A 20,905-nucleotide genomic window follows, 5' to 3' on the forward strand; every position below is an offset into this window, starting at 1 on the left:
AATTTTCCTAGGAATGCCTATTTTATTTTTCAAAAAGAGAAAACAACTACTTCTTGTTCACTAGGGACATTAAATCTACATCGTTGCCCAATAAAACCTGATTGCTGTCAATTCTTCCTTCCAAAGGCCCATTCTCCAATTTTAGGACGCCTCTTGGGCAAACGGCGGAACAAATGCCACATCCCACACAGCTGGAGCGAACTATGTTCTCTCCTTTTTGCGCATAGGCTCGTACATCGATCCCCATTTCGCAGTAGGTGGAACAGTTACCACAAGAAATACATTGCCCTCCATTGGTTGTTATTCTAAATCGAGAAAAAAGTCGTTGCTGAAAGCCCAGTATGGCCGCCATGGGGCAACCAAACCTACACCAGACCCTGCTCCCAAAAATGGGATAGAACCCTGTGCCGATAACTCCAGAAAAAACACTGCCTATTAAAAAGGAATAAGATTTACGAAGTGTGCCGGACTTGAATAGGAATACTTCTCCTTCGCCACTAAAAAAGTGAAACCCGATCAAAGCTATTATAATTACAAAGTAGCCAATGGCTCCGTAAAGGGCATCTTTTTTAAGCTGTTCTCGTTTAAAGATCATGACCCAGCCAAATACCAAGGTAAGCAAACCACCTACACTTAAAAGGAATGTGCTTTTGGTCAACCAATACTTACTGGTGTCGGTTCCCAAATAGGAATAGATTACCGCAGTGGTCATTAAAGTTACAAAAACCACTACGCTGTGCACTACCCAGCGTTCCACTTTCCAAGCAAATGTGGATTTATCACTCAATTGCCTAAACGAATCACCGGCAGTTTCCGCAAGACCGCCACAACCACAGACCCAGGAGCAGTACCATCTTTTACCATATTTATAGGTAAGGATAGGGGTAATCACAAAAATGGAAAGGATACCAAATATCAATAAAGCAAAACCAATTTCACCTGAACTTAAAAAGGCTTTTATACGGTAACTTTCAAAGTTGTAATAGTTGAGCGGCCAAACGTTCTTTAGGTCATAATAAGGAAGGCTTCCGCCGTACAAGATTTTATGACCGTTCAAACGGGCCATTAATTCTGGTATGATAAAGGCAAAAGCGGTTTGAAAGAACATTACACTAATGGTACGCAGCTTTTCGTAACGGTTGTGACGGTATTTCCAGAGAAATTTTATGCCAAAAGCCAATATGGCCACCGTATATAATGTGCCGTAAACAAACCATTGACTGGCCGGATTTCCGCTCAAAAGCCTGCTCAAAGGGTCAAAAAGTGCAATTATGCCTTTATTTGCACCATCGCTGACAAGGCCAAGGTATTCGGGGTAAAAATATAATACGATATAAAATCCGGTAAGTGCAATTCCGGCCACCCAACCCCATAATCCGCGACTGGATATGGATTTGAACCAGACCCCATCGTTTTTTATACCAGGAAGTTTGTTGCTGTAGGCATCCCAAGAGAACCAAATAATACCGATCGCAATAGCTGATAGCGATATGGAAAGCCATAACCCCTTGTTCGGGAAGTTGATGTTGAACATGGCAAGTAAAAAAATGCCAAGGCCGGAAAGGCCCAACAATGTTGCCAGTTTTTGAATGGTACTTAGGCTTTTTGGGGGTTCCCCGGTCAGGGCCATGCTTTTGTCAAAAGTGCTCATAATATTCGGTTAGGCGATCTGGAAGATGCGTTTTAGGTTTTTCTTTTTCAGTCTGATGGATTTTTGAAAGTCGCTATTGTACTGGGATACAACTTCGTTTTCAAAACGTTTGTAGAACTCTGGATCAAAATTAGCGTCAACCAGATGCTCCATTACAAAATCGATATCTCTTTTTTCGTTCAGCCAACGGTCGAATATCTCGTGGCGCATGCGAATGCCAAAGGTGTTGATGCCCAAAAAGGCATTGGAATCTTTATCGAACGCAATCGTTAAGCAAATTTTTTCTTTGGGGTGCCGCCAATGAAAATGGGTTTCGGAATCTTTTTTTCTTCGTTCCGAAAAAACCCAACCATAGGTTTGGTACTCAATGTCCAGAAACTTGGCCGAATTGAACCAATGTCCCGGTTTGTACTCGGTAGGATTCCCGCAAATCGTTTGGGCAAGGGTCTCGCCCATCATCCGGCCGGTGTACCAAACAGCCTCAATAGGGCGACGGTTTCCAATGGCCTCATGCTGTTCGGCACAATCGCCAATGGCATAAACATCTTTAGTATTGGTTTCCAATAAACGATTCACTTTAACCCCCCGTCCCAACTCAATACCTGAATCTTTCAGAAAATCAATATTAGGTGTGACCCCGGCGGTCAAACCAACAAGGGTGCAATCAATTATCTCGCCGGTCTCCTCGATCACCACGGACTTTACTTTTCCGTTTTCATCTGGAATTATTTCTTTTAAGGAAGTGCCCAAACGTAGGTCTATGTGGTGTTCCCGAATGTGTTCATTGATCATTTCCGATTCGCCACTTGGCAGTACCCCGTTCCAAAAGCTGGTTTCGCGTACCAAAAAGGTAACAGGGATGTTTCGGGTACGCAGCATTTCTGCCAATTCAATACCGATCAATCCACCACCTACGATCACGGCACGTTTACACACTTTGTTGTTCGGGGCGTTTTCTTCCAATAACTCCAAGTCTTGTTTGGAGTAGAGCCCTTGTACCCCATCCAAATCCTGACCTGGCCAGCCAAATTTATTGGGCTTGGAGCCGGTTGCTATAATGAGTTTATCGTATTTGAGGTCGGCAGCGCCTTTAATTTTTAGAAGTTTGTTCTGGGTGTCCACCTTGTCCACAAAGCCTTCCACCAAATCAATTCCGTTCTTTTTCCAAAAATGGTTTTCATAAGGTTGGGTATGTTCAAACTTGATATGCCCCATGTAGACGTACATTAGGGCAGTGCGTGAAAAAAAGTATTTGGATTCGGCGGAAACAATGGTAATTTTTTTATCGGACAACTTTCGAATATGTCGGGCAGCCGTAACACCGGCAATACCATTTCCAATAATAACAATGTGTTCCATAGGTTTAGTTTGATTGTTTAATACGTCGACTTTATAGGGCGAACTTAACAAGCGAAAGTAATTTAATAAGATTTTGGGAGTCTCACGATGTTTTAAAATTAGTAATTTAGTAGGTCTACAATCATTATGAAGAAGATCATTTTTATTTGTGCCACGGTGTTGGTGTCTTGCAGCAGCGCTAAATTCCATAAGGTCAACGGTGTTAGTTTTGTGTCTTCTGGTGAGGAAGCTTCGCAACAGCATATCGATCCAGTACTTAATGTCCAAGCCAATTATGCGGCCATTATGCCATTTGGTTTTACGAGTGATATAAATTCACCGGATTTGGTTTTTGATTCCGACAGGCAATGGTTCGGTGAGCGTAGGGAAGGGGTTAAGCAGTATATCCAAAAAATGCACCAAAATGGTGTCAGGATTATGGTAAAACCTCAAATTTGGATCAGCAGGGGAGCCTTTACGGGTAACTTGAAAATGTTGACAGAAGCGGATTGGAAACAATTCGAAGAGGCTTACGAAGCATTTATTCTGCTATATGCAACTTTAGCGGAGGAAACTCAAAGCGATATATTCTGTATAGGTACCGAGCTTAAGGTTTTTGTAAACGAACGCCCCGAATTTTGGAGCGAACTCATCACAAAGGTCAGACATGTGTATCATGGCGAAATTACTTATGCAGCCAATTGGGACGAGTATGCAAAAACACCATTTTGGTCCCGATTGGATTATATTGGGGTAAACGCCTACTTTCCCCTTTGCGAAGAGGAAAATCCATCCGTAGAAACACTTTCAAAAGGATGGCAACCATGGAAAGCAAAATTAAAAGAGGTTTCCAAAAACAAAAAAAGCCCCATTCTTTTTACGGAATTTGGGTATAGGAGCATGGATTTTACAGGGAAAAAACCATGGTTGGTGGATCGTAACCAAACCGATGTCAATCTTGAGGCACAGGCAAGGGCCACCCAGGTATTGTTCGATGAGTTTTGGTCCGAGAGCTGGTTTGCCGGAGGTTTTGTCTGGAAATGGTTTATGCAACATAATGAGGTAGGTGGACATGAGGATAATAGGTTTACCCCACAAAATAAACCTGCCGAATCCGTTATTCGAAAGCAATATTCCCAAGAAAGAAAAACAAGGCTTTGACGGTTTTGGTGTATCTACTGAAATTTTTTCCCGGTCAAAACATAATCAGAACAGTTTTTTTACCATCTTTGTAGGGCATCCCACCCAAAAACATACTAAAAATGAATTTTAGATTATCCCTTCTATTTTGGGTTTGGGCCTGTACGTTTATTTTTTCCCAAGAAAACCAATATACCATTGCGATTGCAGAACAAGGAGACGGTATTTTTTCTTTGCTTCGTAAACAGGGGCTGGACCCGGTAAAGCATTATGGCGAGTTTTTAGCGTTAAATTCAGATAAAATAAAAGAAGGCAGTGCGCTAAAACTGGGTACGGAATATAAAATACCCAATGCTAGCGATTCCTTTAAAAAAACAGGTATAATCGTAGCACCCAAAAACGAAGAAGAGGCGCCAATTTTTGATAAGGAACTTGCCCAAATGTCGTTAAAGAGCGAAAAATTAAAAGATGCTGTATATTACCTAATTGCGGAAAACAGGAGTGAAGGAGATAGTTTTTTAAGCGATATTTCTCAACAATTGGCGGCCGAACTTATGACGCATGGTGCCAAAGTATACATTATGGAAGAAGATTTGCCAAAGGCCAAATCGGCGAACGAAAATCCAATGGGGAACTACGTAAATGTGATCAACAAACGCTATCTACAGCACAAGGGTAAATATCAGCGGGTACTGGTTATCCGGAGCGAGAATATTTCAGGTAGCAGTGCCATGGATGTCGCTGTTTACCACTATAACAAAAGTTCACAGGGGCAACGTTTTGCACAGAGTATTCAAAAAGTGTTTAAACAAAAGAATGTTTCCAATAAAACAGTAGATGAGGCCAGCCTTATTTTTGAAGACCAACACAGTCTGTATTTAGCAAAAAACATCCTCCCGGCCATAAGTCTGCTTACCTTGGAAAAGACTTCTCCGCAATCTGATAGCAAAATATCGCTCAAACCGAACAAAAAGGAATTTGCCAATTTGATCAGCCATGGCATTATGAACGATTATGCCGATGTGGAATTTGAGAATTGACGGGGACGATCATTACTCTAGGGAAATCAGTTATGTAAAAAGCGGTATTTCTTTTATAAATAGAGCTAATGGGCAGGTTTGCTAGGCCTTTCACCAGAGTAAAATTGCTTAAAGGTCCTTAATGAGCTCTTTAAATAGTTTGATCATTTTGGGTTCGGTTTCACCAGCTATCTTCAAAATTTCTTGAACCTTTACGGGTTGTAGGTTATCCGGGTCGCATTCGTCGGTCAATACCGAGACCGCCACAATAGGTAACCGTAGTTGATTGGCTACTATAACTTCTGGAACGGTACTCATGCCCACCGCATCGGCACCCATTATTTTCAACATGCGGTATTCTGCCTTGGTTTCCAATTGTGGACCAACGACCGAGGCATAGACGCCCTTTTTTAGGGAAATATGTTCTTTAGTGGCTATTCGCTCTATCTTTTGTCGCATTTGCAGGTCGTAGGGCTCGCTCATATCTACAAAACGATCTCCAAACTCACCCACATTCTTAAATGCCAATGGGGAGCCGCCTTGTAGGTTGATATGGTCTTCGATCAGCATAATGTCGCCTTTTTTAAATTCTAGGTTAATAGCCCCTGCGGCATTGGAAACGAACAGTTTTTTTATACCCAGTTGGTGCATTACCCGTATCGGATAGGTAATATCCAAAAAATCGTAGCCTTCGTATAAATGAAAACGCCCTTGCATTACCACTGCGGATTTGCCCTCAATGGTTCCGTAGATCAACTTACCGGTATGGAATTCTACAGTGGCCAACGGGAAATGGGGTATATGATTGTAATGGGCCTCAATCGGGTTTTCGATGCTGTCAATGAGTTGACCGAGCCCCGTTCCGAGTACAATGCCTATTTCAGGATTTTCAAAGCCTCTTTTGTTTAAATAATCTACCGATTCGTCGATTTGATTTTGTGTCATGGCTCAATGTGTTTTAAAAATGGCTCAAAGGCCTCAATATCTTTAATGTCTTCGTAATGATCAACATCGTTTCTCTCGTCCAAAAAATAAACGGTTTTGGATCTTAAATCTTTTAGGGTATCGGACAAAACGGTATCGGTTCCCCATGCTTTGTTCTCGAACAATGCTGTTTGCAGGGATTTCATCCCCAAAAGATAATATCCACCATCTTCGGCAGGTCCCACTACGTAATCGTTGGATTGGAGTTGGAGAAACGCTTTTTCCAGATCGGATTGGTCCAAATGGAACATATCGCTACCAATAACAATAATATTCTCGAATCCTGCCCTAAAACCTTCGGCAAACGCATGTGACATGCGTTCGCCCAAATCTTCCCCGACCTGCAATTTTTTTTTATAGCCAAGGTTGCTCCAAATATCGTCTTCCCAAATATTTTCAGAATACAAGACCCATTTCTCTACTTGTAGATCTTGGGTAATGGAAACCGTATGGCGTAAAAGAAACTTATAAATATCCAGAGCAGCCGTATCTCCCACTTTTGCTGCCAAACGGGTTTTACATTTGCCAAGTTCCGGATTTCGTGTTAGGATAAGAAGTAGATTCTTGCTCAACGTATTTATATTTAGTTGTTGTTGCAAATCGATGCTTAAAGATAGGTAGATTTTTAGGTTCGTTCCTTTCAAGAAATATGAATTTTTTCCAAGAAAGGATATGGTCGGGTATGGATTTTTGAAGGTGCCAACATTCTTGTGAAGAACAAGGCAAAAAGTGCAGCTTCATCATCATTATAAAACATTTTGAGTAAAGTAGCACTGCCTGATGAACATCAGTTTTTTTATAAAGTTTCAAGCTCATCTTTGTAGTAAAAAGTAGGTATGGGCCTTACGGTAGATCAACTTCAAAAAATACTAGTACAAATTGACCAGGTCATAGAGCTGATTCAGGAAAAAGACCTTGAGGGCTACGAATTGGTGGAGATGGTGTCCCGAACGTACAAGGAGAGTGTAAAAAATCTAATGCACTATGCGGCTTTTCGAAGTTTTGATGCCAGAAAAATGCAAAAAGGACTCAAGCAATTGGGACTGACACGTTTGGCCAATTCCGAAGGAAATATATTGGGAAGCCTGCTCAAATTAAAACTTGTTGTTCATAGTTTGATGGGTATGCCACCAGATTTGGCCGAGGATAGAATCTTGGGCATTGGGGCCGGGGCAAAGCTGTTAAAAAAACATACCAACAAATTGTTCGGAAAATCCAAAAGATCGCGAAGAGTTCGCATAATGGTCACCCAACCGACCGAGGCCGCGGAGAATTATGGATTGGTTTTGGAAATGGTTAAAAACGGAATGGATTGCGCTCGAATAAATTGTGCCCACGATACCCCGGAGGTATGGTCCGCCATTATTAGGAATGTTAGAAAGGCGTCGCTGGAGTGCAACACCACGGTAAAGGTCGCCATGGATTTGTCCGGAGCCAAAGTAAGAACAGGAAAAATTGATTTGGGTTACCATAAAAAGAAGAAAAAGAAGAGAAAAGAATTTTTACGACTCAACAAAGGCGATGTGCTCGTGGTTACCGGCCGATCGGATGTTGCCGTAGAGGCAACGTTGGACCATGAGGGAAAGGTGGTGGTGCCAGCAGAGGTAAGTTGCGTGCCTCCTCAAATAATTCAAAGGGTAGAAACCGGGGCGCCCATTCTGTTCGACGATGGAAAGATTGAAGGCAAGGTCGTATCGGTGGGGGCAGATTCTTTTCGGGTTGAGATAACTAGAGCAGGAGAGGGAGGCTCTAAATTAAAAGGAGAAAAAGGAATTAATTTTCCGACTTTGGATCTAGGTATATCCGGATTGACCGAAAAGGATAGGCAGGATCTCGAATTTGTGGTCGAAAACGCGGACATTGTCAATTATTCCTATGTTAACAATGCAGAAGACGTTAATGAGCTTTATATTGAATTGGAAAGATTGGGTGCAGGTGTAAATTTGGGGGTTATTTTAAAAATAGAGACCAAATTGGCGTACCAAAACCTTATCAATATTTTAATTATGGCAATGCAGCGAAAACGGATAGGGATAATGATAGCTCGAGGAGATCTTGCTCTTGAGGTGGGGTGGAAGAGCATGGGGATGGTACAAGAAGGGATACTTTCCTTTTCAAGTGCCGCCCATGTCCCGGTAGTTTGGGCCACCCAAGTTTTGGAGGGATTGGCAAAAAAGGGGATGCCATCCAGGTCGGAGATTACGGATATTACATCTTCTGTACAGGCCGAATGTGTTATGTTGAACAAAGGCCCCCATATTGGCGAGGCCATTTCTTTTTTGAACGAAGTACTGATCAATGTGGAGAGCTCTCACAATAAAAGGGAAATAATGCTCCCTAAAATGGAATGGAAATAAAAAAGGCCCCTAAAAAGGAGCCTAATCAGACACATTACTAACTGAGGATATTTTGGTCGGTGTTTAGTATAGCTTAATTAAAGTAGAGATAAATACTACTTAATAGGGAGTAGACGGACAGTGCAATTACAGCATACCAGAACAAGTATCCTAACTTTGCTTCTATAGTGTTCATTTTTTGGGTGTTTTTGATTTAGTTGAGTTAAAACTACAGACCTAAATTATCTAAAACACCAACAACTCCAATGCATATTTTTATTGGTTGCGGCAAATGCAACATAAGTGGTCGTAAAAGCTATGTAGATGGGAAAACAACCTTTTTGGTAGAAGGAAATAGAAAATAAATTCCTATTTCTTACTGATAAGCAAGAGGTTAAATAATTGTGAGGAAGCTTGTTTGTAGTATTGCGAAAGGGCGTTGGTCCCAACCAACGCCCTTTCGCAATAGATTTGTATAAAATTATTTAAACCAGTGGGGTACCTTTTAGGCGCTTTTCGATTTTGCGCTTTTTGGCGGTAATGTTCTTCATAACTTCCATTAACTTGGAATCCTTGGTTTTCTTATATATCTCGTTAATGGATAGGATTAAACTTTTTGCTTCTCTCGAGGCCTCAACCCTATCACTTGTGGACATGTGGCTCATGGGTCTTTTTTCAAACTCCTCTGCCTTTTCAATTAATAGATCTTGGGTCATTTTTTATTTTTAAAATTATTCGCAATCGGCTAAATATAAGAGTTAGTTTGATATTTTTTGCCTATGGAACCATTTGATTTTCATATTTATGAAAACATTAAGAAGTCAATTTACTAAAGTCCTATCAAAATCTAAAAGAGTGAAACTCATAGGAGTTGACTATCGGTAATTATGGGATGCCTTGTCTATTCTAAGTTGCGATTATAATTGATGTTCGGAGATCAATTTGTCAATATTAAATTAATGTAAATAAATTGTTATCTAAATATTATTTAGATTATTTTTGTAAAAAATTTATTTTGAAAATAATCTGGAAATCTTTGGAAAGCGGCAAGGGTTTGGACCATTTCCAGCGCGTAGAACTGGAATATGCAGTTCGGTTACAGGTGGTAAAGATACTCATTGGTGAGGCAGAACACTTAATGGAATACCTTTCTTTGGTCGTAATGCAAATTAATCCCTCCAACGGTTATGTTTTGGTCAATGAGGAAACTCCAGAACCACTTTTTTCAAAAATTAAAAACAACCTTGTTCAGCCAAAACCAAAAAAAGGGGCCAAGGTATCCTCGTCCTTGCAGGTTAGCCTTAATTTTTAAGATCATTTACGTTAATTTAAATATGGATTGAGTAAAACTCTCCGAGCTCCACTGGGTACTTTTGAGTAAAACAAAAAACCCAAAATGGCGATTATTGGAAATATTATAAAAGGAGTTATCGAGGCGAGAGACGCCCTGAGCATAGAAGGTGATCCGGCAAAAGAGCAACAAAAGGTATTGGTGGGCCTATTGGAAAAGGCCAAGGACACCCAATTTGGAAAAAAGTATAGTTTCGATTCCATTTTGAATTCCAAAAATATCCAAAGGACGTTTTCGGACTCCGTACCCTATTTTGATTATAACAAGATAAAATCCGAATGGTGGGACAAAACCATAAACGGGGAACCCAATGTGGCTTGGCCGGGCAGTCCGGATTTTTTCGCACTTTCTTCGGGAACCACCGGCAAAAAATCCAAACGGATACCCGTAACCAAAGACATGCTCCATTCCATTACTCGAGCAGGTAGAGAACAAGTGTTCGCAATGAGCAATTTTGATATGCCAGCGGATTTTTTTGAGAAAGAGATTATGATGCTGGGCAGTTCTACCAATTTAGAGGAACGAGACGGAAAAAAGGAAGGTGAAATAAGCGGGATAAGCGCCAGCAATATTCCATTTTGGTTTAAAAAATATTACAAGCCCGGAGAAAAGATTGCTAAAATAGATGATTGGGACGAGCGGGTTTTGTCCATAGCCAAACATGCCAAAAACTGGGATATTGGTGCATTGAGCGGTATTCCTTCTTGGATGGAGCTAATGCTCAAAAAAGTACTGGAATATCATAGGGTGAACCATATTCACGAAATATGGCCCAACCTACGGGCCTATACTTCCGGGGGGGTGGCTTTTGATCCTTACGAGAAAAGCTTTAATGCTCTTTTGGGCCGTCCCATTCAGGTAATCGATACGTACTTGGCTTCCGAAGGATTTTTTGCTTGCCAAGTGCGGCCGGAGACCACTGCAATGAAGTTGATTACGGACAATGGTATTTATTTTGAATTTGTCCCTTTCGAGCCCCAATATGTCAACCAAGATGGGTCTTTAACGGAAGATGCTCCATCGCTTACATTGGACAAGGTGGAAAAGGACGTGGATTATGTGCTAATTATATCTACAGTGGCCGGTGCTTGGCGGTACATCATTGGGGATACTATTGCGTTTACGGATGTAGAGCGGGCCGAAATTAAAATTACCGGTCGCACCAAATTCTTTTTGAATACCGTTGGCTCCCAACTTTCCGTGAACAAGTTAAACGATGCGGTAAAACACCTGGAAGATGCACTGAACATAAAAGTGCCGGAATTTACATTGTGCGCCAAACGTTTTGACGATGGGTTTTATCATTCGTGGTACTTGGGCTCCGATAAAAAGTTGGACAGGGATAACACCGCCCAGATTTTGGATAATTATCTACAAAACGCCAACAAAAATTATAAGGTCGCCCGTAGCAAGGCCTTGCAAGGGGTCAAGGTGCGGTTTGTACCGCAGCAAATGTTTGCGGAATGGAGTGGTGCCAACAAGAAAAAAGGCGGACAGGTAAAAATGGAAAGAGTGATGGGAGAGGAACGCTTTCAGGAATGGGAGGATTTTATATCCCAACAATTATAAAAGGTCCTTGTTGTTCGTGGAGTCTTGTTTTTTTACCATTTCCATAATTTCGTCCGGCGACAGATAATATTGTTTGATTCGTTCTTTATACCCATTGTCTATATTGGCATGGTTCAGTATAAACCGTTTAGTTTTTAAGATATAATTGGACATGCCTCTCGATACTGCAAACGAGTCGGCAGCTCGCTCCGCTTTTTTCACAAATTCTTTAAGCATTACATATCTAATTCCAAATCCCATTAAGTTTAAATTTCCTCGCTGTTGGTAATCCATTACATGTCCGAGCTCGTGACCTATCCACCCAATGAGCACATCGCGCGGGACATCCACAGTTTTGAATTCTTCTCCCGATATTTTAAACTTTTCGCTGATAAGAATTACGTAACTCCGTTCCTTTCGGGGTTTTAACAGTCCGCTCCAGGTGGGCTGCGCGAGCATCACCGATTTTTTTATACTTTTCTTGAACTTGAAACGAATTGGAATACCATCCAGTTCGGGAAAATAGCTCAGCGCCGTTTTTACCTCTTGACGAATATTCTTGGGAACGGTGCTTTTAGGTTTTTTAAAAAATGTGATCATAATAAAGGAGCAGATAAAAAATATAAAAAGGAGCAATAGTCTTTTTTTCAAAATGAAAGTGTTAAAAAAAAGGGCAAAACTGTGTTGCCCTTTTATTTGGTTGAATGTTGCTTTTTTAGAATTGGTATCGCAGACCTAGGGCTATATCCAGATCAAGGTCATCGGAATAATCATCATTAAAACCAATTTCAGGTCTCATGTCCAGTGAGATCAATAGAGGAATATCAAAATCGTATTCAATTCCCAGGTCTCCTGCTATAAGGGCAAAGGCACCGTCGTTTTCACCGGCATCAAAGGAACCTATACCTCCACCAGCACCAACATACCAATGAAAACCACCATCAATGGGCATTACCCATTGGTAGAGTCCCACCAATTTAATGGCCTCGACATTGTCGGAATCCCTCCAACCCAGGTCGAACTCCAATCTGTTGTTCTCTTTCAAGTATCGCTGATAGGAAACCTCGCCTCCAAAACCGTCGTTGTCACCTACTCTAATACCCAGGGCATTTTTGGAAATACTCTGAGCGCTCATGGTTGTTGCTCCAATAAAAAATAGAAATACAAGTAAATTTTTCATGATTGCTTTATTTTGAGACAAAGGTAGTCTCAACCCTGTTTTTACTTGTCTTAAATCATTTAATGATTGATGCAAACCATTAATTTATTGTGCTAAATAAGCGGTTTGAAGAATTTGAAGAGCCCTTCGAGGAATTTGAGCCAAAGGCCACGGTTTTGGAACCTTTCCAACGTAACTTCATTCGCATTTTTGCAGATTCTGTCGAACTCCAATGTTAGTTCCTTATTTATTTCTGTATTGTAGATAAGAATATTGGTCTCGTAGTTGAGTTCAAAACTTCGAATATCAAAATTTCCCGACCCGATAGATGTGAGGTCATCATCTACGACCATAATTTTACTGTGTGAAAAATCTTCCCGTAAATAAATTTTTACGCCCACTTTCAGTAATTCCTCAAAGTGTGAAAACATGGCAAACTTTGCGGCTTTGGAATCGGATTTTTTAGGGACCAACAAGGTAATGTCTACTCCCTCGAGAGCGGTGATCTTTAAACTTTGTAAAAATGCTTCGCCGGGTACAAAGTAAGGATTGGCAATGCGAACTGTTGCTTTGGCCTGGTTCATCATACCTATATATTGTTGCATTATGGTCGGGTGCTTGGAATCGGGGCCTCCGGCAACGACCTGAGCTTCTATTTCGCCTTTGGATTTTTGTTCGAACAAATAGTCCGTTATATTGAACTCTTCCTGCTTACTGGCAAAAAAGTAATCTTTTAAAAAAACCATGTGCAAATCGTTGACAATGGGGCCTTCGAGTTTCAGGTGGGTGTCCTTCCATTTGCCTAGATCATTTTTGCGCTTAATGTATTTGTCGGAGACATTAACACCGCCAGTGAATGCTATTTTATTGTCTATGACCACTATTTTGCGATGGTTCCTAAAATTGAGAGAAAACAACAGGTTCTTTAACCGAATGGGCATTATGGGGTGTATTTTGACCCCTATATCCTGAAATTTCTTTTTGGGTCGCCCACGCAGTTGGTAGCTGCCCAGTGAATCGTAGAGTATCCGGATTTCCACGCCTTCTTTAATCTTTTGTTGGAAAAGGTCCAACATCTTATCGAATAAATCGCCTTTCTCTAAAATATAATACTGCACATGAATGAATTTTTTAGCTTCTTCCATGGCGTTGAAGAGTTCGTTGAAGGTTTCTGCCCCGTCTTGTAAAACGGCTATTTTATTTCCTGTTTTTGCAGTGGTGTTGGAGCTTTTGGATATGAGTCGATTGAGCCTTTCTTTTCGGATGTCCTCGTTAAAATGGGACTTAAATTTGTCTTGCGCCGATATCTTAGGGTGGGTATAGGTGTTTCTTTTTTCAAATTCTTTGGAATTGAAGAATTTGAATTTTCTGCGGTTCATACCAAAAAGGTAATAGAGAACGGCGCCGAATATGGGCAGAACTATGATGGCGAATGCCCAACTAATGGAGCGCGATGGCCTTCTTCCGTGGTAGATTATGGCCCCAATGGCCCAAACGGAAACAACTAAATATACAATAATGAAAGTTGTTTTCACAAATAAAGGGTGGTGTTCGTTTCTTCTAAGTTAAGCAGGATTTACCAATAAATCGTGAGGTAAGGGGAGGATCGGTACAATAAAAAAACTCTGGCAAAACTATTGCCAGAGTTGTTCGGTCGGGAAGTAAAGGATTATTGAGGACTATCGTCCACAGCATCTTCTACTTCGTCTTCCACGTCGTCCGCGGCATCTTCAATACCGTCGCCAACATCTTCTGCTGCATCTTCTACTTCTTCAATGGCCTCTTCGGCCTTATCTTCTTTTGTTTCCCTGCAACTGGTAAAACTTAACGTTAGTGCCATTGCAATTAACATGGTGAATAAACTTATCGACTTTTTCATGGGTTCTTTATGTTTAGGGTTAATACTTTTTTTTAAGTGTGTGTGATCTATATTTTTTTTCTTCCTGTTATTAGGGAGATGATAAATAATACAATAAATATGAAGAATAGGATTTTGGCTATACTGGCTGCTCCAGCAGCAATGCCTCCAAATCCGAAAATACCGGCAATTATGGCCAATATGATAAAGGTAACTGTCCAACGTAACATAATGATTGTGTTTTTAAGGTTAATGTCTGACTATCTTTTAATCAGTACAGTACAAATATCGGTCGGTTTGGAGCGGGAGTTTGTCGCTTTTGGTTTTAATCTTGACTCAAAAGCTAATCGATAGTGCACTAGCCAGTTAAATACGTTGTTCGCTGGTAAATAAGCTCTTTTCTCGTTGAAAAAATCTGCTTGGGACGGCTTCGGCTATTAGATCCAACTGTTGTGGGTGGTTAATAATGTTCGATAAACCCTCCTTTGGAGATTCTTCTTGTAGCCAAGTGGGTGCATTCTCTTTGGAAACGATAACGGGTGCCAGATTGCTGATGTTGTGGTACTTGGAAATAAAAGGGTGCGTTCGGTTGACCATTAGTGCAGTGCACAAAAAACCGTCCTCTAGTCTATTATAGGTTCCTGCAAGGTAGAAAGGCTTTTTGGATGCCTGTTGTATGTGGTAACCATAAGTATTGCCATTTTGCAATAAATAGGTGTAAAAGCCGGTAACAATGATCAAACAACGTCTTTGGGTAAAGGAATCCTTCATCCAGTCAACACTGTTGAGTTCCACGGATGTTACGTTCAATGAGTTGGTGTACTCTTGGAAAATGTGCCAGTCTTCTTTAAAATTTTGGGGCATAAGTCCCCAGATAGCAAATGTGATTACTTTTGGTTCTTCCATGGTCACCACACTAAGGTTGGTTTCATGAAAACCGTTGATCACTGGGTTTGGTCTGTATAGATTTGGATACCTGAAGGGGATTCCAAACTCCTTTTCTATGGCTTCTCTCCCTGCATCATTTGAAAGCTTGTAAATCATAATCTTTAATAATGGACTCCAAGTAATCGATAAATGGGTAAAAAGTTTGACTCAAACCGTTTTAATCGTGTTGCTTTCCATTTATTTTTCTCAAAATCTTTCTAAAGGCAAGGTGAATGGTTGTACAAATGCCAACAAAGACTATCTTTATGGGTTAGGATCAATAGTTGAACAAAAAGCAGGGAGACCTTTTAATGATAACAATTGAGGTAAGTGCTCAGGATACCGCAGAGTCGGTCGAGCAGATCAGGCAAGTGATCGGGGGAGAGATAACGGAACGATGGGGGCAGTATTCCTTGAATGTTGCCAATGAGAGGGCAACCGGAAGCATACGTTTCATAATATTTGAATGGGGAGTGAGCCTGTTGGAGTTCGATATTACTTTTTCTGATGAGGTATTGATGAAAGTGGACACTTCAGAGTTCAACCCTATTAATTTTTATTACTGTCTCGAAGGCTACTGCGGACATAAATTTGGATATCAGCCAGAAGACAAGATCAAGATCATGGAACAATTTCAATCGGTGATCTTAACCAATCGCGATGGTGGGGTAAGCGACAGATATTTCCCGAAAGATGTAAAGGTTTCGCAAACGGTGATCCAAGTGCGCAGAAAGCCATTTTTGCGCAAAAGACTGAATCAGGGCGAAGAGTTGAACAAACAATTGTACCGCGTTTTTCTGGATACCGACCACGAAAAGATATTCGCCTATTACGGCTCCTACAACCTTAAGATTGCCGAGGTCATATCACAAATAAAAAAAGTAAAGGCAAAAGGCATGGTCCGTATTATGATGATCGAGGGATTTGTGTACCAGATCCTGTCCATGCACATTTTACAGCACAATAAAGAAGTCCAGAATAAGGGGCCGCAGACCAATTTGCTCAAACGAGAATTAAAGGCAATCCGGAAATATGCCAATAAAATAGAAAAAAATATTGCCAAGGATTTTTCCCTTGAAGAGATTTCCGCGGAAACCGGCCTTACCCAGGCCAAGTTGCAAGAAGGTTTTAAGTTGTTGTACAATAAAACGGTAACGGAATATATTCGACATGCGCGATTGGAGCTGGCCCGTGATTATATTGCGAATACCGAAATGAATATTTCGGAAGTAGTTTATTCCATTGGTTTTACGAGTCGGAGTTATTTCTCCAAGATCTTTAAGGAGAAATATGGATTGAGTCCGAGTGAATTTAAAAATAGTAAAAGAAGCGCTGAGGTAGTGGGGTAGTAAGGACTAGTAAGAATAAAAAACAAAAAACCCACAACATTTGTTGTGGGTTTTTTTGTGGTACCTCCAGAACTACTTCTATGTAATAGTAGGGGTTTTGAGATACAGCTTAAATATTTTGAAATATCAGTGTTTGCAATACTTTTGTCGATTTTTTCTAAAACATCTCTTTGTTCCTATTGTATGAGATTGCATTATACCGTACATTGCCGTACAAAAATCAATCAATTTGTACGGTTAAAATGGCCTCAATTAACTTCTTATATCGTTCCATAAAAGAAAACGCTCCACTAACTATTCGATTGTTGTTTAGGCATGATGATAAAGATTATGTCTTAGGAGCTAAAACGGAACTTTATATTTATTCTTATGCTGAAATTCAGAACAACAGTAAGTTAAGTGCTAAAAGATATTGGAAAGAACTACATCTAAAAAGGAAGGTCAAGGATATAGATTTGGCTAATAAACAAGTTGAGGTTAGCAACAAGCTTAATGCTATTGAGAATTACGTGCTTAGAGCGTTTTCTGAATCTAAAATTGATGAGGTTATTGAAACCAAAGACTGGCTAAAAGATACCTTAGATGAGTTTTATCGTCCAAAAGTACAGGAAACAGACTTTCCCTTGGATTTAGTTTCTTTTTTTGATTATTACATAAACAAACGTCGAGAAGAGGTAAGTGAAAGTCATATAAAAACACTAAATGTGACCAAAAACAAGCTTGCAAAGTTTGATATATATAAGGGATATAAAGTAAAAATTAGCAATATAAATGAGGATTTCAAAAACGAGTTTGTTCAATATAGCACTGAAAAAAAGTACTCCCGAAATACACAACAAAAGGATTTAAAACTAATTAAGATTGTTTGCCGCTATGCGAGGTATCTCGGATTAGAGATACATCCCCAAATGGATGCATTAAAGCTATCGAACGAAGCTGCAAAAAATATCTATTTGACCTTTGATGAATTAAAAATTATAAAGGAGCTAAAACTAAAGCAAGAATATCTGGATAATGCACGTGATTGGCTACTGATAAGTTGTTATACGGGTCAACGGGTTTCGGATTTCATGCGGTTTAAACCAGATATGATAAGGGAAGAAAGCGGCAAATTTCTCTTGGAATTCAAACAAGTAAAAACCAACAAACAAATGGTTGTTCCTCTTTCAAGAGAAGTCCGTGATATTCTAAGTAAAAGAAATGGAGAGTTCCCGCGGCCTATTTCAGACCAAAAATATAATGCCTTCATAAAAAAAGTTTGTCAATTGGCTGAAATAAACGAATTATGTGAAGGAAAAAAGAGGGAGAGCATTGCGCCCGAAGGAGTGAAGCCAACGAAGAATGACTATAGAGACATCATTGGTAAATTTGAGAAATGGGAGCTTGTTTCCAGTCATATAGGGCGTAGAAGTTTTGCTACAAACCACTATGGAAAAGTACCTACTACGTTTTTAATTTATATAACTGGTCACTCTTCTGAAAAAATGTTTCTCAACTATATTAAAAAGAGCAATAAGGACTTGGCTATAGAAGCTTATAAATATTTTGATTAATTTAAGTTATATGGAATCTAAGGTAAATCCATTCAGCCCAAATTTTCCAGTCGTTAACATTAAAAGAACGCTTATTCTTTTTAATGAGTGGTTGTCGAGTGAAATTAATTTGAAACCCAACTCTAGTGAATTGAACACTATACTTGGAAAAATCAAAGATATTCTAAATAGAGCTGAGGAATATGTATACACTACAAAACTCAACAATAGAGAATTGAATCGACTTTGCGAAGAATCTAGATGTCTATATCTTCACTATGAATCAATTATGGACAAGTATAGTGATTTAGTTTTTAAAGAAAATACCGAGGTATATATGTTTTACAGACGAGTGAAAGACAAATTGGTTGAGAATAAATTGATTAAATACCACCAACAAATTGAAAAATTTGCAGAGGTAGTCTATAAATTGTCAAACTATGAGGAGTTGAAAAATGACTATCCGGAGATTTTTAAGGATTCTTTTGCTTACTCGTTTTTTCAAAAAATGCATCAATATTACAAAAACAAAACACACTTCCAAGCTTATTATAGCTTTCTATATTATGCTATGAATAAGGACAAATTTATTATTTGCTCACAATCCGAGTTTCGTGACTTCATTACAAATCAATATGGATTAGGGATGGATAGGGTAGATTACAAACAAAAGGGACTGGACAATAAAAAGTATGACTTGTACAACAGTATTAAAGGCTCCCTGATATAGAAATAATTTAACACACACAAAAAGCACAATTACGTGTGCAATGTGTAGAACTTAAGATGCCAGTTTTGCATTGTTAATCTTAAACAATGCATTATGGAATCACTTCAACTAATTAACCTCAAGCCACAAGAATTGGCTGAATTGATAAAGCAAGGGGTCAAGTCTGAACTTCAAGAATTAAAAAAAGAGCTTCTTGCAAAGGATGCCAATGATGACCTTTTAACAAGGGAACAAGCAGCAGAATATTTAAAAATTAACCTCTCCACTTTATGGCATTGGCAAAGAAAAGGAAAGATTCAGGCATATGGTATAGCTGGCTCAAGACGCTACTATAAAAGGAGTGAGCTTCTGGAGGCTTTGAAGATTCTCAAAAAATAAGGGTTATAAGTATGGAAAAAAACACTGATAACCCTTTAAAATTTGATATAAATAGTAAAATTAAAAAGAAAAAACCCTTCAAAAAAAAGGCTCAAAAAAAATTTAAAACAATCCTTAAAAAATACAGGGTTAAAGTCGATGAAGAATTTAAACGACCTGAAATTTCACACTCAATAAGGGGAAGATTAAAAGACATCCATTATCCATTAGGAACCTTAGGGAATATTAGTCTCGTAATTGGCAAGGCAAAAAGCAGGAAGTCATTTTATATGACCTATGTTCTTGCAGCTTTGGTTAGCAGCGAGGGGAATTATAATCGTTTTGACAGTTACCTTAAAAGTGGGCAAGATTTGATTCTTTATTTTGATACAGAACAAGGAAAATACCACACTCAACTCATCCTGAAAAGGGTTTGCGAGCTATTAGGTTTGAGCAAGCCAAAAAACCTGCATCTATATGCGTTAAGAAGCTTAAGGCCCAAATCCCGGCTTAGGCTTATTGAAAAAGCGATTTACAATACTGAAAAAGTGGGTTTTGTCATAATCGATGGGATAAGGGATTTGGTCAGTTCTATTAACAGTGAAGAAGAATCCACGGAAATAGCAAGTAAGTTGTTGAAGTGGACGGAAGAACGAAACATCCATATTGCATGTGTCCTTCATCAAAATAAAGGAGATACTAATGCCAGAGGTCATTTAGGAAGTGAATTAACACATAAGGCCGAGACCGTCCTATCCGTTACAAAATCTCAAGAAGATAAGGATGTTTCTGTCGTGGAAGCGGTAATGTGTCGTAATGAAGAACCTGAACCTTTTGCATTTGAAATACTGGACGGCCTGCCTGTTGAGGTGGAAGATTTTGAGCAACGAACAACCAAAAAACGGAGCAAATTTGATCCGTATCAATTGCCCGACCATAAGCTTTACGAGCTTTTAAATAAGGTCTATTCTACAAGCAATGAATATACGTACAGGTTATTGGTTGCGTCATTGAAGAATGCACATGCAAGTATTTTTAATAAAACCATCGGAGACAATGCCGCAAAATCGCTTTTGTCCCATATGGAACTCAAAGGTTGGTTGATTCAAGAAAAAAACAGAGGGCCGTATAAACAAGGGCCATTTGAAAAAAGTTAAGGTTTACAAGGTTTAAACCAATCTATTAAACCCACCAATGCATGGCTTTAGGTTTAAGTGCCTATATATAGGCACTAAACTAAATCTTAACCTATTAATAACTAGATAGAAAATATGGAAATCACATTTGAATTGCCAAAGACATTGACTAAGGAAGGTTTTGAGGCTGGATACCCAAAAGGCGAGCCTATTGTTATTGAGGAGCTCGGCTGGCTTATTCACTTTATTAGAAAACATTTTCAGAAACAGGAGTACTTCAATTATAAGTGTTCTTCCTACGGCCTGAAACACCTAGTAGAACGGTGTTTTAAAAATAAAATACACGTATCAAATGGAGAGTTTATAGCGGCAATGATGCTTTGCGGCTATCGGTATAAAAAAGTATCGGATAACAGCCCCAACTGCCGCTTTAATATTAAAAAGGTCAATGAAAAGAAAATAAAGCAAGAATTGAGTTTAATAAATTAAT

Annotated in this window: 22 protein-coding genes; 11 read left to right on the plus strand and 11 right to left on the minus strand. The window is 39.5% G+C overall.

Annotation, left to right across the window (positions count from 1 at the left end; all coding sequences use genetic code 11):
* Positions 1–46: 46 nt before the first annotated feature.
* Complete coding sequence (locus tag ACXAFK_RS03630; RefSeq protein ID WP_474956835.1) at positions 47–1,651, minus strand: 4Fe-4S binding protein; 1,605 nt, start codon at positions 1,649–1,651, stop codon at positions 47–49.
* A gap of 9 nt (positions 1,652–1,660) precedes the next feature.
* Positions 1,661–3,010, minus strand: coding sequence for an NAD(P)/FAD-dependent oxidoreductase (locus ACXAFK_RS03635; protein WP_474956836.1), 1,350 nt, complete (start codon positions 3,008–3,010; stop codon positions 1,661–1,663).
* 126 nt (positions 3,011–3,136) lie between these two features.
* Between ACXAFK_RS03635 and ACXAFK_RS03640 the strand changes: the two genes are divergently transcribed.
* Positions 3,137–4,150: a glycoside hydrolase family 113 gene (locus tag ACXAFK_RS03640; RefSeq protein WP_474956837.1), complete on the plus strand. Its 1,014-nt coding sequence runs from the start codon at positions 3,137–3,139 to the stop codon at positions 4,148–4,150.
* Between the two features lie 101 nt (positions 4,151–4,251).
* Positions 4,252–5,169 (plus strand): hypothetical protein, encoded by a 918-nt coding sequence (locus tag ACXAFK_RS03645; protein ID WP_474956838.1) that lies wholly within the window; start codon positions 4,252–4,254, stop codon positions 5,167–5,169.
* A 108-nt stretch (positions 5,170–5,277) separates the two neighbouring features.
* On the opposite strand, the gene ACXAFK_RS03650 is transcribed toward ACXAFK_RS03645, so the two are convergent.
* Together ACXAFK_RS03650 and ACXAFK_RS03655 are read right to left on the minus strand one after the other, a co-directional pair.
* On the minus strand, positions 5,278–6,093 hold the full coding sequence (locus tag ACXAFK_RS03650) for a purine-nucleoside phosphorylase (protein ID WP_474956839.1): 816 nt from the start codon (positions 6,091–6,093) through the stop codon (positions 5,278–5,280).
* The gene (locus ACXAFK_RS03655) at positions 6,090–6,704 is read right to left on the minus strand and encodes a TIGR04282 family arsenosugar biosynthesis glycosyltransferase (protein WP_224836448.1); all 615 of its coding nucleotides are present in this window, start codon (positions 6,702–6,704) and stop codon (positions 6,090–6,092) included. Before ACXAFK_RS03655 ends, ACXAFK_RS03650 begins: the two co-directional genes overlap by 4 nt.
* 264 nt (positions 6,705–6,968) lie before the next feature.
* Between ACXAFK_RS03655 and ACXAFK_RS03660 the strand changes: the two genes are divergently transcribed.
* The gene (locus tag ACXAFK_RS03660; RefSeq protein WP_474956840.1) at positions 6,969–8,489 is read left to right on the plus strand and encodes a pyruvate kinase; all 1,521 of its coding nucleotides are present in this window, start codon (positions 6,969–6,971) and stop codon (positions 8,487–8,489) included.
* A 464-nt stretch (positions 8,490–8,953) separates the two neighbouring features.
* Here the strand turns inward: ACXAFK_RS03660 and ACXAFK_RS03665 are convergent, their stop codons facing one another.
* Positions 8,954–9,184 carry a hypothetical protein gene (locus ACXAFK_RS03665; protein WP_224836334.1) on the minus strand — a complete coding sequence of 77 codons (231 nt, stop codon included), beginning with the start codon at positions 9,182–9,184 and terminating at the stop codon, positions 8,954–8,956.
* Positions 9,185–9,483: 299 nt separating this feature from the next.
* Here ACXAFK_RS03665 and ACXAFK_RS03670 point away from each other — a divergent pair, with 299 nt between their 5' ends.
* Both ACXAFK_RS03670 and ACXAFK_RS03675 read left to right on the plus strand, forming a co-directional pair.
* Positions 9,484–9,780, plus strand: a complete 297-nt coding sequence (locus ACXAFK_RS03670) for a hypothetical protein (RefSeq protein ID WP_224836335.1) — start codon at positions 9,484–9,486, stop codon at positions 9,778–9,780.
* 84 nt (positions 9,781–9,864) lie between these two features.
* Positions 9,865–11,388, plus strand: a complete 1,524-nt coding sequence (locus ACXAFK_RS03675; RefSeq protein WP_474956841.1) for a GH3 family acyl-acid amido synthetase — start codon at positions 9,865–9,867, stop codon at positions 11,386–11,388.
* Here ACXAFK_RS03675 and ACXAFK_RS03680 read toward each other — a convergent pair.
* The 6 genes from ACXAFK_RS03680 to ACXAFK_RS03705 form a co-directional block, all read right to left on the minus strand.
* Positions 11,383–12,018 carry a hypothetical protein gene (locus ACXAFK_RS03680; RefSeq protein WP_474956842.1) on the minus strand — a complete coding sequence of 212 codons (636 nt, stop codon included), beginning with the start codon at positions 12,016–12,018 and terminating at the stop codon, positions 11,383–11,385. The genes ACXAFK_RS03675 and ACXAFK_RS03680 overlap by 6 nt on opposite strands.
* Positions 12,019–12,082: 64 nt before the next feature.
* Complete coding sequence (locus ACXAFK_RS03685; protein ID WP_474956843.1) at positions 12,083–12,547, minus strand: hypothetical protein; 465 nt, start codon at positions 12,545–12,547, stop codon at positions 12,083–12,085.
* A gap of 92 nt (positions 12,548–12,639) precedes the next feature.
* Entirely contained in the window at positions 12,640–14,061 is a 1,422-nt protein-coding gene (cls, locus tag ACXAFK_RS03690; protein ID WP_252080697.1) for a cardiolipin synthase, read from the minus strand.
* Between the two features lie 134 nt (positions 14,062–14,195).
* On the minus strand, positions 14,196–14,405 hold the full coding sequence (locus ACXAFK_RS03695) for a hypothetical protein (protein ID WP_224836340.1): 210 nt from the start codon (positions 14,403–14,405) through the stop codon (positions 14,196–14,198).
* A gap of 47 nt (positions 14,406–14,452) precedes the next feature.
* Complete coding sequence (locus ACXAFK_RS03700; RefSeq protein WP_224836341.1) at positions 14,453–14,614, minus strand: DUF1328 family protein; 162 nt, start codon at positions 14,612–14,614, stop codon at positions 14,453–14,455.
* Between the two features lie 136 nt (positions 14,615–14,750).
* The gene (locus tag ACXAFK_RS03705) at positions 14,751–15,428 is read right to left on the minus strand and encodes an SOS response-associated peptidase family protein (RefSeq protein WP_474956844.1); all 678 of its coding nucleotides are present in this window, start codon (positions 15,426–15,428) and stop codon (positions 14,751–14,753) included.
* Positions 15,429–15,622: 194 nt separating this feature from the next.
* Between ACXAFK_RS03705 and ACXAFK_RS03710 the strand changes: the two genes are divergently transcribed.
* The 6 genes from ACXAFK_RS03710 to ACXAFK_RS03735 all read left to right on the plus strand — a co-directional run bounded on the left by ACXAFK_RS03710 (position 15,623) and on the right by ACXAFK_RS03735 (position 20,904).
* A complete protein-coding gene (locus tag ACXAFK_RS03710; RefSeq protein WP_474956845.1) occupies positions 15,623–16,660 on the plus strand; it encodes a helix-turn-helix domain-containing protein in 1,038 nt (345 codons plus the stop codon).
* Positions 16,661–16,902: 242 nt separating this feature from the next.
* Positions 16,903–18,213 carry a tyrosine-type recombinase/integrase gene (locus ACXAFK_RS03715; RefSeq protein WP_474956846.1) on the plus strand — a complete coding sequence of 437 codons (1,311 nt, stop codon included), beginning with the start codon at positions 16,903–16,905 and terminating at the stop codon, positions 18,211–18,213.
* Between the two features lie 10 nt (positions 18,214–18,223).
* Entirely contained in the window at positions 18,224–18,922 is a 699-nt protein-coding gene (locus ACXAFK_RS03720) for a hypothetical protein (RefSeq protein ID WP_474956847.1), read from the plus strand.
* 93 nt (positions 18,923–19,015) lie between these two features.
* The gene (locus ACXAFK_RS03725) at positions 19,016–19,300 is read left to right on the plus strand and encodes a helix-turn-helix domain-containing protein (protein WP_474956848.1); all 285 of its coding nucleotides are present in this window, start codon (positions 19,016–19,018) and stop codon (positions 19,298–19,300) included.
* Between the two features lie 11 nt (positions 19,301–19,311).
* Positions 19,312–20,436, plus strand: a complete 1,125-nt coding sequence (locus ACXAFK_RS03730) for an AAA family ATPase (protein WP_474956849.1) — start codon at positions 19,312–19,314, stop codon at positions 20,434–20,436.
* 114 nt (positions 20,437–20,550) lie between these two features.
* On the plus strand, positions 20,551–20,904 hold the full coding sequence (locus ACXAFK_RS03735; RefSeq protein WP_474956850.1) for a hypothetical protein: 354 nt from the start codon (positions 20,551–20,553) through the stop codon (positions 20,902–20,904).
* Position 20,905: the final 1 nt, after the last annotated feature.

The sequence above is a fragment of the Flagellimonas sp. ABD4_174 genome (assembly GCF_056160185.1).